16 protein-coding genes are annotated in these 13,836 nt (G+C 61.4%); 4 read left to right on the plus strand and 12 right to left on the minus strand.

Translation table 11 applies throughout. The features are described 5' to 3' along the window. Positions 1 to 272 precede the first annotated feature (272 nt). Both bfr and N7650_RS21625 read right to left on the minus strand, forming a co-directional pair. Positions 273 to 743, minus strand: a complete 471-nt coding sequence (gene bfr, locus N7650_RS21620; RefSeq protein WP_009399751.1) for a bacterioferritin — start codon at positions 741 to 743, stop codon at positions 273 to 275. Positions 744 to 951: 208 nt separating this feature from the next. After that, positions 952 to 1,173 carry a bacterioferritin-associated ferredoxin gene (locus tag N7650_RS21625; RefSeq protein WP_279899957.1) on the minus strand — a complete coding sequence of 74 codons (222 nt, stop codon included), beginning with the start codon at positions 1,171 to 1,173 and terminating at the stop codon, positions 952 to 954. 230 nt (positions 1,174 to 1,403) lie between these two features. On the opposite strand from N7650_RS21625, the gene N7650_RS21630 reads away from it, so the two are divergent. Continuing rightward, positions 1,404 to 2,006 carry a peroxiredoxin C gene (locus tag N7650_RS21630; protein ID WP_009399747.1) on the plus strand — a complete coding sequence of 201 codons (603 nt, stop codon included), beginning with the start codon at positions 1,404 to 1,406 and terminating at the stop codon, positions 2,004 to 2,006. Between the two features lie 63 nt (positions 2,007 to 2,069). Here the strand turns inward: N7650_RS21630 and rnt are convergent, their stop codons facing one another. Continuing rightward, positions 2,070 to 2,744: a ribonuclease T gene (gene rnt / locus N7650_RS21635; RefSeq protein WP_064303657.1), complete on the minus strand. Its 675-nt coding sequence runs from the start codon at positions 2,742 to 2,744 to the stop codon at positions 2,070 to 2,072. Next, on the minus strand, positions 2,741 to 3,787 hold the full coding sequence (pyrC, locus tag N7650_RS21640; RefSeq protein ID WP_279899959.1) for a dihydroorotase: 1,047 nt from the start codon (positions 3,785 to 3,787) through the stop codon (positions 2,741 to 2,743). Before pyrC ends, rnt begins: the two co-directional genes overlap by 4 nt. Before the next feature lie 130 nt (positions 3,788 to 3,917). Here pyrC and N7650_RS21645 point away from each other — a divergent pair, with 130 nt between their 5' ends. Continuing rightward, complete coding sequence (locus N7650_RS21645; protein WP_279899960.1) at positions 3,918 to 4,913, plus strand: OmpA family protein; 996 nt, start codon at positions 3,918 to 3,920, stop codon at positions 4,911 to 4,913. 128 nt (positions 4,914 to 5,041) lie between these two features. Beyond that, positions 5,042 to 6,259 (plus strand): argininosuccinate synthase, encoded by a 1,218-nt coding sequence (locus N7650_RS21650; RefSeq protein WP_009396513.1) that lies wholly within the window; start codon positions 5,042 to 5,044, stop codon positions 6,257 to 6,259. Between the two features lie 30 nt (positions 6,260 to 6,289). Here the strand turns inward: N7650_RS21650 and N7650_RS21655 are convergent, their stop codons facing one another. Continuing rightward, a complete protein-coding gene (locus tag N7650_RS21655) occupies positions 6,290 to 6,808 on the minus strand; it encodes a hypothetical protein (protein ID WP_009396512.1) in 519 nt (172 codons plus the stop codon). Positions 6,809 to 7,272: 464 nt separating this feature from the next. On the opposite strand from N7650_RS21655, the gene N7650_RS21660 reads away from it, so the two are divergent. Then, entirely contained in the window at positions 7,273 to 7,899 is a 627-nt protein-coding gene (locus tag N7650_RS21660) for a response regulator transcription factor (protein ID WP_009396511.1), read from the plus strand. A gap of 67 nt (positions 7,900 to 7,966) precedes the next feature. Here N7650_RS21660 and N7650_RS21665 read toward each other — a convergent pair whose 3' ends face one another. From N7650_RS21665 to metG, 7 genes are all read right to left on the minus strand, one after another. Next, entirely contained in the window at positions 7,967 to 8,146 is a 180-nt protein-coding gene (locus N7650_RS21665; protein ID WP_009396510.1) for a hypothetical protein, read from the minus strand. Positions 8,147 to 8,250: 104 nt separating this feature from the next. Further along, entirely contained in the window at positions 8,251 to 8,889 is a 639-nt protein-coding gene (gene nth, locus N7650_RS21670; RefSeq protein WP_279899964.1) for an endonuclease III, read from the minus strand. Beyond that, positions 8,886 to 9,413 (minus strand): Rnf-Nqr domain containing protein, encoded by a 528-nt coding sequence (locus tag N7650_RS21675; protein ID WP_279899965.1) that lies wholly within the window; start codon positions 9,411 to 9,413, stop codon positions 8,886 to 8,888. The genes nth and N7650_RS21675 overlap by 4 nt, the downstream gene beginning before the upstream one ends. Before the next feature lie 8 nt (positions 9,414 to 9,421). Continuing rightward, positions 9,422 to 10,030, minus strand: coding sequence for an RnfABCDGE type electron transport complex subunit G (locus N7650_RS21680; RefSeq protein ID WP_009396502.1), 609 nt, complete (start codon positions 10,028 to 10,030; stop codon positions 9,422 to 9,424). After that, entirely contained in the window at positions 10,027 to 10,998 is a 972-nt protein-coding gene (locus N7650_RS21685) for an RnfABCDGE type electron transport complex subunit D (RefSeq protein WP_009396500.1), read from the minus strand. The genes N7650_RS21680 and N7650_RS21685 overlap by 4 nt, the downstream gene beginning before the upstream one ends. Continuing rightward, positions 10,995 to 11,672, minus strand: coding sequence for an Rnf-Nqr domain containing protein (locus N7650_RS21690; protein WP_279899966.1), 678 nt, complete (start codon positions 11,670 to 11,672; stop codon positions 10,995 to 10,997). Before N7650_RS21690 ends, N7650_RS21685 begins: the two co-directional genes overlap by 4 nt. A gap of 59 nt (positions 11,673 to 11,731) precedes the next feature. After that, a complete protein-coding gene (gene metG, locus N7650_RS21695) occupies positions 11,732 to 13,774 on the minus strand; it encodes a methionine--tRNA ligase (protein ID WP_279899967.1) in 2,043 nt (680 codons plus the stop codon). Positions 13,775 to 13,836 lie beyond the last annotated feature (62 nt).

Consider the following 13,836-nt stretch of genomic DNA (forward strand, 5'->3'; position numbering starts at 1 on the left):
AACTGAACCTAACAAAGCAAAAGGCGGTTGGCCCTATCGGGCCAACCGCCTTTTGTCTTTAGATGTAAGCGGCACCGCGCAGCTGGGGTCGGGCGCCTCATGTTTGCTGCGCGACAGCGCGGCGCCGGGGCGGCGGGCTGACTCCCACAGGTGTGTGAGCTGGCTTGCCAGCGATGAGGTCAGTAGCAACAACACAAAACCTGGGCAAAAAAAAAGCAGCGGCGATGGCCACTGCTCTTACTCACCGCTTGCAGCTTAAAGCATGCAGCCGCTCACTCACCCATCTGCGACTGCAGGTAGTTCTCCAGCCCGACCTTGTCGATCAGGCTCAACTGGGTTTCCAGCCAGTCGATATGCTCTTCCTCGGATTCAAGGATGTCTTCCAGCAGTTCACGGCTGCCGAAGTCGCCAACGGTTTCACAGTGGGCGATCGCCGCTTTCAGGTCGATCAGGCCTTTCTGCTCGATCTTCAGGTCGCATTCGAGCATCTCACGGGTGTGCTCGCCGATGAGCAGCTTGCCCAGGTCCTGGACATTGGGGATGCCTTCGAGGAATAGAATCCGCTTGATCAGCTTGTCAGCGTGCTTCATCTCGTCGATGGATTCTTTGTATTCGTGCTTGCCGAGCTTATCCAGACCCCAGTCTTCATACATGCGCGCATGCAGGAAGTATTGGTTGATCGCGACCAGCTCGTTTCCGAGGATCTTGTTGAGATGCTGGATGACGCTTACGTCGCCTTTCATGGTGGGGTCCTGCCCTGTCTATGTGCCAATAACCGCGAGTGTGAGCCGGGCAGGTAGGCATGTCAAACCTAAGCTATTGAATAATAAGTGAAATTTAATAGGAATAAGAATGTTTGTATTCCTCGTTTTAACGCTAACTAATTGAATTTCGGGCATAAAAAAACCGGACACGAGGTCCGGTTCTTTATAAATGGGGAAAAACAAATTTTCACGCCGCGGTGAATTCCACCGGATAGGGCAGGGCGGCCGCCTGGCTGGCCTGGATTTCGGTCAGGGTCTCACGCACCACCTGCTTGGCAACGCACGCGCATTTGCCGCACTGGCTTGCCACGTTGGTGGCGGCGCGTACTTCCTTGTAGCTACAGCATCCTTCATAGATCGCATCGCGGATCTGTCCGTCGGTTACACCAACACAAAGACACACATACATAGAAAGAAGACCATCAGGCGTTAGGCTCGAATGCAGTGAAGCCTAATGGTAATGAGAATGCTTGTCAAAACTCTTTCTCAAAGATGCAGGGCAGAGCGACCGCCGGTAGGAGATCAGTCCATTGGCCACGACTCGGCGTGCCGCCCGAGGCCGTGTATGATGCTCAACCCCTGTCAGAAGGTTGCGACCTTCTGCGTAGTCAGTTTCCAAACACCATCAGGAGATATCGAATGAGCGTGCTCGTTGGCAAAAAAGCCCCGGACTTCACCGTTGCCGCCGTACTGGGCAATGGCGAAATCGTCGACAGCTTCAACCTGGCTTCCGCTATCAAGGGCAAGTACGGCCTGGTGTTCTTCTACCCACTGGACTTCACCTTCGTCTGCCCGTCCGAGCTGATCGCCCTGGACCACCGCATTCCTGAGTTCCAGGCGCGCAACGTCGAAGTCATCGGCGTTTCGATCGACTCGCACTTCACCCACAACGCCTGGCGCAACACCCCGGTCAACAACGGCGGTATCGGCCCGGTCAAGTACACCCTGGCCGCCGACATCTCCCACGAGATCTGCAAGGCCTACGACGTTGAATCCGAAGGTGGCGTAGCCTTCCGTGGCGCCTTCCTGATCGATACCAATGGCGTGGTTCGCTCGCAGATCGTCAACGACCTGCCGCTGGGCCGCAACATGGACGAACTGCTGCGCCTGGTCGACGCCCTGCAATTCCATGAAGAGCACGGCGAAGTCTGCCCTGCCAACTGGAAAAAAGGCGACAAGGGCATGACCGCTTCGCCAGAAGGCGTTGCTGCCTACCTGAGCGAGAACGCTGGCAAGCTGTAATTTCGCCAGACACAAAAAAACCGGCCTTTCATCGGCCGGTTTTTTTGTGTCTGCACATTCCACTCAATCGTGGAAATCGTGCCAGCCGCCCATTTCCTTCCAGCGGTTGACGATGCCGCAGAACAGCTCGGCGGTCTTCTCCGTGTCGTAGCGGGCGGAATGTGCCTCGCGGCCGTCGAAGTCGATGTCTGCGCTCTGGCAGGCCCGCGCCAGCACGGTCTGGCCATAGGCGAGGCCGGCCAGGGTGGCGGTGTCGAAGCTGGAGAACGGGTGGAACGGATTGCGCTTGAGATCGTTGCGCGCCACTGCGGCGTTCAGGAACCCGAGGTCGAAGCTGCTGTTGTGGCCGACCAGGATCGCCCGCTTGCAGCCGTTGGCCTTCAGCGCCTTGCGCACGCCGCGGAAGATATCGGTCAGTGCCGATTCCTCGCTGACTGCCATGCGCAGGGGATGGTCGAGCTTGATTCCGGTGAACTCGAGGGCCGCCTGCTCGATGTTGGCACCCTCGAACGGCTCGACGCGGAAGAAATAGGTGTGTTCTGGGAACAGGAAGCCCTTTTCATCCATGCCGATGGTGACGGCGGCGATTTCCAGCAGTGCGTCGGTGGCAGCATTGAAGCCACCGGTCTCGACGTCCACCACTACCGGCAGATAGCCGCGGAAACGCTGCGCCATCGGGTGGCGCGAACCACCGCCGCCCAGACCTTCCTGGTCGTCGTCGAACTGATCGTCGCTCACTTGCTTTCCTCCAGCAGGCGCCAGCGCAGTTGCTCACCGGCGCGCAGCGGAACCACGGTGTTGTCGCCGAATGGCAGGCTGTCCGGGGCGGTCCAGTCCTCGCGGACCAGGGTAATGGTCTCGGTGTTGGCGGGCAGGCCATAGAATGCCGGGCCGTGCAGGCTGGCGAAGCCTTCCAGCTTGTCCAGGGCATTGCGTTGCTCGAACGCTTCGGCGTACAGCTCGATCGCAGCAAAGGCGGTGTAGCAACCGGCGCAGCCGCAGGCCGCTTCCTTGGCATGACGGGCGTGGGGCGCCGAGTCGGTGCCGAGGAAGAACTTCGGGTTGCCGCTGGTGGCCGCGTCCAGAAGGGCGATCTGGTGGGTGTTGCGCTTGAGGATCGGCAGGCAATAGAAGTGCGGGCGGATACCGCCGACCAGCATGTGGTTGCGGTTGTACAGCAGGTGCTGTGCGGTGATGGTCGCGCCGACGTTGGCCGGGGCTTCCTTGACGAACTGCGCGGCCTCGGCGGTGGTGATATGTTCGAACACCACTTTCAGGGTCGGGAAACGCTCGACCACACGACGCAGGTGCTCGTCGATGAACAGCTTCTCGCGGTCGAACACGTCGATCTCGCCACGGGTCACTTCACCGTGGATCAGCAGGAGCATGCCGACTTCGGCCATGGCTTCCAGTGCCGGGAAGATCTTGTCGATGCTGGTGACTCCGGAATCGGAGTTGGTGGTCGCGCCGGCCGGATACAGCTTGGCGGCGTAGACGAAACCGCTGGCCTTGGCCGCACGGATATCTTCCGGTTGGGTACGGTCGGTGAGGTACAGGACCATCAACGGCTCGAACGGGCTACCCGCCGGGCGCGCATCGAGGATGCGCTGGCGATAGGCACCGGCTTCGTCGGCGTTGCGCACCGGCGGCACCAGGTTGGGCATGATGATGGCGCGGGCGAAGGTGCGCGCCACGTCCCGGACGGTATGAGGCAGCACGGCTCCATCGCGAAGATGGATGTGCCAGTCGTCGGGACGCAGGAGGGTCAGGCGATCGGACATTGGGGTTTCCAGGCGGTTCGAACTCTGGGCGAATGCTACCGGAAAAGCCTTCCCCGAGCACTCGCTATCAAGTTTTGCCGCAGGCGTCCGATAGCCTGCTGGTAAGTGATGGAATTTTGTGGAGCCGCCCGTGCGCCAGCGTTATATAGCCCTGCTCAGTCTGTTCGCCAGCTTTCCGGTGGCCGCCCTCACGTTCCAGACGCGAGTGGAAAATATCGAATGGAAGGTCGAAGGCGATCAGTTCGAGTGCCGCCTGATCCAGCCCATCGCCGATTTCGGCACGGGCGAGTTCGTGCGCCGCGCCGGTGAACAGGCGACCTTCCGCCTGCGCTCGGGCAACAACATGCTCGGCAGCGGCTCGGCGACCTTGCTGGCCGCCGCCGCACCCTGGCAGCCGGGGCGCGGTGACATCAACCTCGGCTCGATCCGCATGGCCCGCAGCGGCGTGCTGTTCAACAGTTCCCAGGGCCAGGCCAGCCGCCTGATCAATGGCCTGATGGACGGGCGCAGCACGGTGATCCGCAACTATGCCGGCGAAGGCGGGCAGGTCATGGAAGTGCACCTGTTGCCGGTCCGGTTCAACAAGGCCTACGCTGATTACCAGGCCTGTTCGGCCAAGCTGCTGCCGATGAACTTCGACCAGATCCGCCAGGCGCGAATCGGTTTCCCGGGCAACGGCATCGACCTGGATGCCGACGCCCGTGCGCGCCTCGACGTGATCCTCGATTTCCTCAAAGCCGACCCGACCGTCAACCATATCGAGCTGGACGGACATTCCGACAACAGCGGCAACCGCCTGACCAACCGCGACCTGTCGCGCCGGCGAGCCCTGGCGGTGCAGGAATACCTCAAGGCCCACGGCGTGCCGGAAGAGAACATCGTGGTGCGTTTCCACGGCGAGCGTTATCCGCTGGCGGCCAACAATTCCGCAGCCAACCGCGCGCGCAACCGGCGCGTGAACATCCAGCTCGACCGCGTTGCACCGGTCGAGAAACCGGTCGTGGAAAAGCCGGCGGATCCGGTGATCCCCGCCGCCTCGACGCCGGCCGCCGCGCCGGCAACTCCTGCGGCGCCTGCGAGTCCGGCGGCCCAGGCACAGCCCGGCAAACCTGCGCCGAAGTCCTGAGCGCGACCGCCCGTCGCGCCCACGACAGTTCCTGTCGCTTTGTCGTCACAAGCTGTCGCCCCACTGTAAATTCGAGCCGGAGAGCGGTAGAATCCGGGGTTTTCCGTACAACCCCGTGGAGTGATGGCATGGCGGACGTAAAAAAGGTCGTACTGGCGTATTCCGGCGGCCTTGATACTTCGGTGATTCTCAAGTGGCTGCAGGATACCTACAACTGTGAGGTGGTGACGTTCACCGCTGACCTGGGGCAGGGCGAAGAGGTCGAGCCGGCCCGTGCCAAGGCACAGGCCATGGGCGTGAAAGAGATCTACATCGATGACCTGCGCGAAGAGTTCGTCCGAGACTTCGTGTTCCCGATGTTCCGCGCCAACACCGTCTACGAAGGCGAGTACCTGCTCGGTACTTCCATCGCCCGCCCGCTGATCGCCAAGCGCCTGATCGAAATCGCCAATGAAACCGGCGCCGACGCCATTTCCCACGGCGCTACCGGCAAGGGCAACGACCAGGTCCGCTTCGAGCTGGGCGCCTACGCGCTCAAGCCGGGCGTCAAGGTCATCGCGCCATGGCGCGAGTGGGACCTGCTGTCCCGCGAGAAGCTGATGGACTACGCCGAGAAGCACGGCATCCCGATCGAGCGCCACGGCAAGAAGAAGTCGCCGTACTCGATGGACGCCAACCTGCTGCACATCTCCTATGAAGGCGGTGTCCTGGAAGATACCTGGACCGAGCACGAGGAAGACATGTGGCGCTGGAGCGTTTCCCCGGAAAACGCCCCGGACCAGGCTACCTACCTGGAGCTGACCTACCGCAACGGTGACATCGTTGCCATCGACGGCGTCGAGATGACCCCGGCCACCGTACTCGCCGAGCTGAACCGCATCGGCGGCGCCAACGGCATCGGTCGCCTGGACATCGTCGAGAACCGCTACGTCGGCATGAAGTCCCGCGGCTGCTACGAGACGCCCGGCGGCACCATCATGCTCAAGGCTCACCGCGCCATCGAGTCGATCACCCTGGACCGCGAAGTCGCTCACCTGAAAGATGAGCTGATGCCGAAGTACGCCAGCCTGATCTACACCGGCTACTGGTGGAGCCCTGAGCGCCTGATGCTGCAACAGATGATCGACGCCTCCCAGGTCAATGTGAACGGCGTGGTTCGCCTGAAACTGTACAAGGGCAACGTCATCGTCACCGGCCGCAAGTCCGACGACTCGCTGTTCGACGCCAATATCGCCACCTTCGAAGAAGACGGCGGAGCGTACAACCAGGCTGACGCAGCCGGCTTCATCAAGCTCAACGCCCTGCGTATGCGCATTGCTGCGAGCAAGGGCCGTTCGCCGCTCTGATTCGCCACTGCGATATGAAGAACCCGGCATTCATTGCCGGGTTTTTTTATGCCCGGCCGCAGAGGAAGAGTTGCGCGAACTCTCGGTGACGATGCTGACCCGGGTACCCAGTTCTACGTTATGCATGACCACGCCCCCGGCGCGGGGTTTGCGCAGGACGTGGCGGGCTACGACCTCAAGCAAGGCCTGCGCATCCGGGCCGGAAAGCACAACGGTGGAATATTCCAGGCTGTGTGAAAACTCAAGTGCAAGTGTCGGAGAAGTTTGAGGGTGGGAAGTTTTTTCCGACAAGTCCGCTGCCAGCATGTCGCTTTCCTCATAATGACTTTCACTGCTGGCCTCCTCTGGGCCGTAGAGACTTTTGGTATTGAAGTTCAGGGTCAGGAAGAACAGCAATGTCAGAAACGGTGGAAAACCCACGAGGAACCAGGTGTAGATACTCTGGCTGCTTTCATCCAGAAACGGTAAGGACGCCAGGGCCGATGCTTCGATGATTCCGGCGAAGATGGCGATGATGGTCAGGGGGCTCTTCGGTTCTGGACTGCTCATGGGCATGGTCTCTGTTTCGCGGTCTTCAGCTGCGTATCGGCGCGGGAAATAGGAAGGGTGCACGCAGTGTGCAACGCAATGGATCCATGTATCAGGGGGTGAAGGCTCTGGATGGAGCATTGTTTCCACGGGCGAAGGACGCGAGGGTGGATGAAGGATCCAATGGCAATCAGACTTATTTCAGGGATATTAAGGACATTTCCTGCATATGATCAGCCAATATTCTTAGCGATATTTTCGACCTCCCCGGCTAGCATCGTTATATGCCTATTTAATGTAAATATGGCGGGGAGTTGTTTTCAAATACATTGCCTGTAGGAAATATCCGTAGGGTTTTTCCTTTATTTGGGTAGTCCCTTTCTGAGCGTGCACATGCGTGTCGCAGTGATCATGCATTGCTTCTACCGACTGGGCTATTGTGCGGGCTTCTAATAAGTCGAATAGTTTAAGAATGGATCTTGCCCATGAATAAAGTGCTGATCGTCGATGACCATCCTGTCATTCGCTTGGCCGTGCGCATGCTGATGGACCGGCATGGTTATGAAGTGATTGGGGAAACGGACAACGGCGTCGATGCGTTGCAACTGGCCCGGGAGCATCTTCCGGATATCGTCATCCTCGACATAGGGATTCCCAAGCTCGATGGCCTGGAGGTCATAGGGCGGCTGACGGCCAACGGTATCGTGATCAAGGTGCTGGTCCTCACCTCCCAGGCACCCGGGCATTTTTCCATGCGCTGCATGCAGGCCGGCGCTGCCGGATACGTCTGCAAGCAACAGGACCTGACCGAACTGCTCAGCGCCATCAAGGCCGTGCTGTCCGGGTACAGCTACTTCCCCAACCAGGCATTGCACTCGGTGCGGACCAACCTTGGCGGTTCCAGCGAGGCGGATATGGTCGGACGCCTGTCGGGGCGGGAAATGATGGTTCTGCAACAACTGGCGAAAGGAAAGTCCAACAAGGAAATCGCCGACGGCATGTTCCTCAGCAACAAGACCGTCAGTACCTACAAGACCCGACTGTTACTCAAGCTCAATGCCCGCTCCCTGGTCGACCTGATCGAACTGGCACAGCGCAACGGCCTGGTCTGATTCCGGTCCGCAATGCAAAAAGCCTCCGCTTTCACAGGAGGCTTTCTTGTTTTCGGACCATGGCGTTTCAAAGATCGAAGTCGTAATCGGCCAGTTGCCTTTGCAGGCGGCGTTCTTCAAGCAGGTTATCGATGGTGCGGCGCTTGCTCAGGTTGGTCTTGGCGACAAGCGCCGGGTTTTCCGCAACGAACTCTTCGGCTACCGGGGCGTCGTCGTCTATATCCAGGTCTTCTTTATCAGTGCTCATGTGTCACTCCGTTCCAAGAGGGCCGTTGGCGCCCCTTATATCGATATTCCAGAGACTGGTAAAAAAGATTTTTTCAATCGGACTGGCTGAATTTTCCTATTTCTTCAATCGTCGCAGGTCTTGTGCTTGTACTCGCACAAGTCTTCGATTCGACAACTGCCACAACGGGGCTTGCGCGCCTGGCACACATAGCGGCCGTGCAGTATCAGCCAATGATGGGCATCCAGCAGATACGCCTTGGGCACGAACTTGAGAAGGGCTTTTTCCACTTCCACCACGTTCTTGCCCGGGGCGATACCGGTGCGATTGCTGACACGGAAGATATGGGTGTCCACCGCCATGGCCAGTTGGCGGAAGGCGGTATTGAGCACCACGTTGGCGGTCTTGCGTCCGACGCCCGGGAGCGCTTCCAGCGCCTCGCGGGTTTGTGGTACCTCGCTACCGTGCTGTTCGACGAGGATGCGACAGGTTTCGATAACGTTCTTAGCCTTGCTGTTGTACAGGCCGATGGTCTTGATGTACTCCGACAGCCCTTCCACGCCAAGGGCATGAATGGCCGCGGGAGTATTGGCCACCGGGAAGAGTTTTGCCGTGGCCTTGTTGACCCCGACATCGGTGGCCTGCGCCGAGAGAATCACGGCAATCAGCAGCTCGAACGGCGAACTGTAGGCCAGTTCGGTTTTGGGTTCGGGGTTGTCTTCGTGCAGCCTGCGAAAAATCTCCAGGCGTTTGGTGGCATTCATCTGTCAGCAGTTTCCTTCACGGTCGGAGCGGCCTGTTTTGGACAGGCTCGTTTGATCAAGGCCAGCAGCAAGCCGAGCAGCAACAGCGCTCCCGGTGCCAGGCTTGCGAGGTGCAGGGCGCCGCTGGCGAGCAATTCGCGGCAGGCACCGAGCAGCAGAAAAAGGGCGCCGTAGCCAGCAAGCAGCAGCGCCAGGCGACGCCACTGGCCAGGCGAGCCTAGGCTCTGTTCGACCAGCAGGCAGGACACGGCGATCAATTCTGGGTAGATACCCAGGGCCTGGCGCAGTTCCAGCGCCCAGGCGTGCAGGGTCAGGGTCTGGCAGGTCACCACGGCGGCGGCGAGCAGTACGCTGGCGATCATCGCGCAGCTTGCATCCAGTTGCCGACGCAGCGGTGTCATCAGGGCCCGGTGCACGACAATCGCCACGACGCTCAGCGCTGTCATGGTCGCTGCGTGCAGCAATGTCTGGCTTGCGCCCAGCAGTGGCGCCAGGCTGAGGACGGCCAGGGAGGATCTATTCACGGGGCTCTTCACGGAGCTGTGCCCTCGTTTAGCCATTGCGGCGCATGCTGGTCGAAGTAGCGCAAGGCGTCCTGGATCGCGTGAATAACGGCGCGGGAGGTAACGCTCGCGCCAGCCAATTGATCGAACTGGCCATTATCGCGTTTCAGCGCCCAGGCGCTGTCCGGGGTATTGCCCTGGCCGTGGCCGTTGAAGCCTTGCAGCCAGGTATTGCCCGGCTCCGCGATGCGCGCGCCCAGGCCTAGGGTTTCCTGCTGTTGCAGCACGCGACTGGCGATCACCCGGCCGTCGCGGTCGATGGCAATCAGCAGGTCGACCGGCCCGGCGTAGCCCGGAAAACGGCTCAGCAGCAGCACCGCGCTGGACCGGCCATGCAAGCTGGCAAGGTAGCCGGCCTGAATGCGGCTATGGGCCAGGTCAGGATCCGGCAGGGCGATCGGCTGCTGCAGTGGCTGGTTGTCATAGCTCGCTTCTGGCAATACCGCGAGCCAGGCCCGGGCCTGTTGATCCTCTTCGGCAGCGGCGATCAGCGGCGCGCAGTAGTGCTGCCAGGCAATGCTGGCGCCTGCACTGATCAGCGTCAGCAGGCCCACGACAAGCGGTCCGCGTACGTTCATGCCGTCTCCGGACGTCGCTGTTGTGCCAAGCGGTCCAGCGCCGGCACGCAGAGGTTCATCAGCAGCACCGCGAACGCTGCGCCATCGGGGTAGTTGCCCCAGGTGCGGATCAGGTAGATCAACACACCCACCATTGCGCCGCCCACCAACCGGCCCCACGGGGTTTTCGGCCCGCTGACCGGCTCGGTGACGATGAAGAAGGCGCTCAGCATGGTCGAACCTGCCAGCAGGTGCAGGAGGGGCGAGCCGTTGGAGTCCGACCCTGAACCGTTCCAGCACAGCAGGCTGACGAGGAACAGACTGCCGAGCATCGCCACGGGCGTCTGCCAACTGATCACCTTGCGTTGCAGCAGGAACAGCCCACCGGCGAGAAACGCCAGGCTGGCCCACTCGCTGCCGCGCCCGGCCAGGTGGCCGAAGCCGGCATGGCTGGCGAACAACTCGTCGATGGTCAGGCTGCGATTCTGCCGCAGGCCGTCCAGCACCGTGGCCTGGGCCCAAGCATCCGGCCGTTCGGCAAACCCCGACAGGGCCTGCAAGGCATGCCCGAGGTCCAGCGCCTGGGGTGCAGGCCAATGGGTCATCGGTACGGGAAACGACAGCAACACCACGGCGTAGCCGAGCATTGCCGGGTTGAATGGATTGCGCCCGACCCCGCCATACAGCTGCTTGCCCAGGGCGATGGCGCTGCCCGCCGCGATCACCGGTATCCACCAGGGCGCATAGGCGGGCAGGGCGACGGCCAGCAGGCAGGCGCTGACCAGGGCACTGCCATCGTTCAGCGCGGGCAGCACAGGGTGCCCGCGCAGGCGCAGCAGTGCGGCCTCGGTCAGCAAGGCGGAGGCGGCGCACAACAGCAGATTGCACAGCACGCCCCAGCCATATACCCAGAACAGCACCAGCACGCCGGGCAGGCACGCCAGCAACACCTGTTGCATGGCATCGCGCAGTCGCGGGTCGGTGTTCATGAGGCGAACAGTCCGTTGAAGCCAAGAAACGCCATGGCCATGATCCCGGCGCCCATCAGTTCGATGGGCAGTCCGCGAAAGGCCCTTGGGACATCTTCATGCTGGCTGCGCTGACGCAGATCGTCGAACAGGGCCAGCACCAGCCAGAACCCCAGGCCGCTGCCGAGGCCGACCATGGCGGCGTGCAGCACGCCTTGATGCTCGCCGCTCAGTTGCAGGCACAGGCCAAGCAGCGCGGCGTTGCCGGTCAATAGCGGCTGCAGGCTGGTGAACGGCCAGCCCTTCAGCCAGCGTTGCAGGCCGGCGAGAATGGGCGCTGGGCCCAGCACGCAAAGCGGAAGGAAGACGAACAGGCGCAGGTAGTCGAGTTGCAGGGGTTGCAGGGCGTAGCGGTAGAGCAACTGGCCTGAAACGCTGACCAGCAACATCGCTACCAGCGTCGCCAGCCCCAATGCATGCAACCTCAGACGCGACGCGAACCCTGTGGGAGCTGGCTTGTCGGGCCGCCGAACCGCAGCGATGACGATGGTGGGTTCACCACCGCAATCGCTGGCAAGCCAGCTCCCACAGGGGCCGCGTTTCCTTCGCAGCAACGGGTCGATCGCCAGCAGGTGCTGCAAGGCAATGTTATTGACCAGCGCGGCGCCGATCAGGGCGAGGATCAGTTCGGTCATGGCATCCGGCACCGACCATGCAATGAAAACGCCCCGGCAGTGAGGCCGGGGCGACGGGGTTACTTGATGCGCTGACCGGGCTTGGCGCCGCTGTCAGGGCTCAGCAGGTAGATCTCTTCACCGCCAGGGCCGGCGGCCATGACCATGCCTTCGGAAACGCCGAAGCGCATTTTCCGCGGTTTCAGGTTGGCGATCATCATGGTCAGGCGACCTTCCAGGCTGGCCGGGTCCGGGTAGGCCGACTTGATCCCGGAGAAGACGTTGCGCTGTTCGTCACCGATGTCCAGGGTCAGGCGCAGCAGCTTGTCGGCGCCCTCCACGGCCTCGGCCTTGACGATCAGGGCGACGCGCAGGTCCACCGCGGCGAAGGTATCGAAATCGATCTCCGGGGACAGCGGGTCCTTGGCCAGTTCGCCGTTGCCGGCTGGCGCCGCAGGGGCCTGGCTGGCGGCGAGATCTTCCTTCGAGGCTTCGACCATGGCTTCGACCTTGGCCATCTCGATGCGAGTCATCAGCGCCTTGAACGGGTTCAGCTTGTGGTTTTCCAGGCGGGTCAGGTGATCGTTCCAGGTCAGAGGGGCGACGTTCAGGAACGCCTCGGCCTCTGCGGCCAGCACCGGCAGGACCGGCTTGAGGAAGATCACCAGCTGGCGGAACAGGTTGATGCCCTGGGCGCAGATGGCCTGGACTTCGTCCTGCTTGCCTTCCTGCTTGTTCAGCGACCACGGCGCCTTGTCGGCGATCCAGGCGTTGGCACGGTCGGCCAGGGCCATGATCTCACGCATGGCGCGGGAGAAATCACGGGCTTCATACGCCTCGGCGATCCCCGGTGCGGCGGCGAGGAAGGCCTCGGTCAGCTCCGGCGCGGCGTCGCCGGCAACCATCACGCCGTCGTTGCCCTTGTGGATGAAGCCGGCGCAGCGGCTGGCGATGTTGACCACCTTGCCGACCAGGTCGGAGTTGACCTTCTGCACGAAGTCCTCGAGGTTCAGGTCGAGGTCGTCGACACCACGGCCGAGCTTGGAGGCGTAGTAGTAACGCAGGTACTCCGGCGACAGATGATCCAGGTAGGTGCGCGCCTTGATGAAGGTTCCGCGGGACTTGGACATTTTCTGGCCGTTGACGGTCAGGTAGCCGTGCACGTTGATCGCGGTCGGCTTGCGGTAGCCGGCGCCCTGGAGCATGGCTGGCCAGAACAGTGCGTGGAAGTTGACGATGTCCTTGCCGATGAAGTGGTACAGCTCGGCGGTGGAATCCTTGTTCCAGAAGGCATCGAAGTCCAGTTCCGGGCGCCGTGCGCAGAGGTTCTTGAAACTGGCCATGTAGCCGATCGGTGCGTCCAGCCAGACGTAGAAATACTTGCCTGGCTCGTCCGGGATCTCGAAGCCGAAATACGGCGCATCGCGGGAAATGTCCCACTCCTGCAGGCCGGAATCCAGCCATTCGGCGAGCTTGTTGGCCACGGCGTCCTGCAGGGTGCCGCTGCGGGTCCACTCCTGGAGCATGGCCTGGAAGTCAGGCAGCTTGAAGAAGAAGTGCTGGGAGTCCTTGAGCACCGGGGTGGCGCCGGAAATCGCCGACTTGGGGTTCTTCAACTCGGTCGGCGCGTAGGTGGCGCCACATTTCTCGCAGTTGTCGCCGTACTGGTCCTCGGCCGCGCATTTCGGGCAGGTGCCCTTGATGAAACGGTCGGCCAGGAACATTTTCTTGTCCGGATCGAAATACTGGGTGACCGAGCGGGTGGCGATGTGGCCGGCGTCGCGCAGTGCCAGGTAGATCTGGCTGGACAGCTCGCGGTTTTCTTCGGCGTGGGTGGAATGGAAATTGTCGAAATCGACGAGGAAATCGGCGAAATCGCCAGCATGTTCCTTCTGCACGCCGTCGATCAGCTGTTCCGGAGTGATGCCTTCCTTTTCCGCGCGCAGCATGATCGCCGAGCCGTGTGCATCGTCAGCGCAGACGTAAATGCACTGGTTGCCACGGTGCTTCTGGAAACGCACCCACATGTCGGTCTGGATGTACTCGAGCATATGGCCAAGGTGGATGGAACCATTGGCATAGGGCAGGGCACTGGTAACGAGGATCTGGCGTGGCTCGGACATGGGGGCTCGGCTACTTAATTCGGCTATCAGGGGAAAAACGGTGATCGGCAACTATAAAGCGC

Source organism: Pseudomonas sp. GD04058 (assembly GCF_029836855.1).
Taxonomy (GTDB): domain Bacteria; phylum Pseudomonadota; class Gammaproteobacteria; order Pseudomonadales; family Pseudomonadaceae; genus Aquipseudomonas; species Aquipseudomonas bharatica.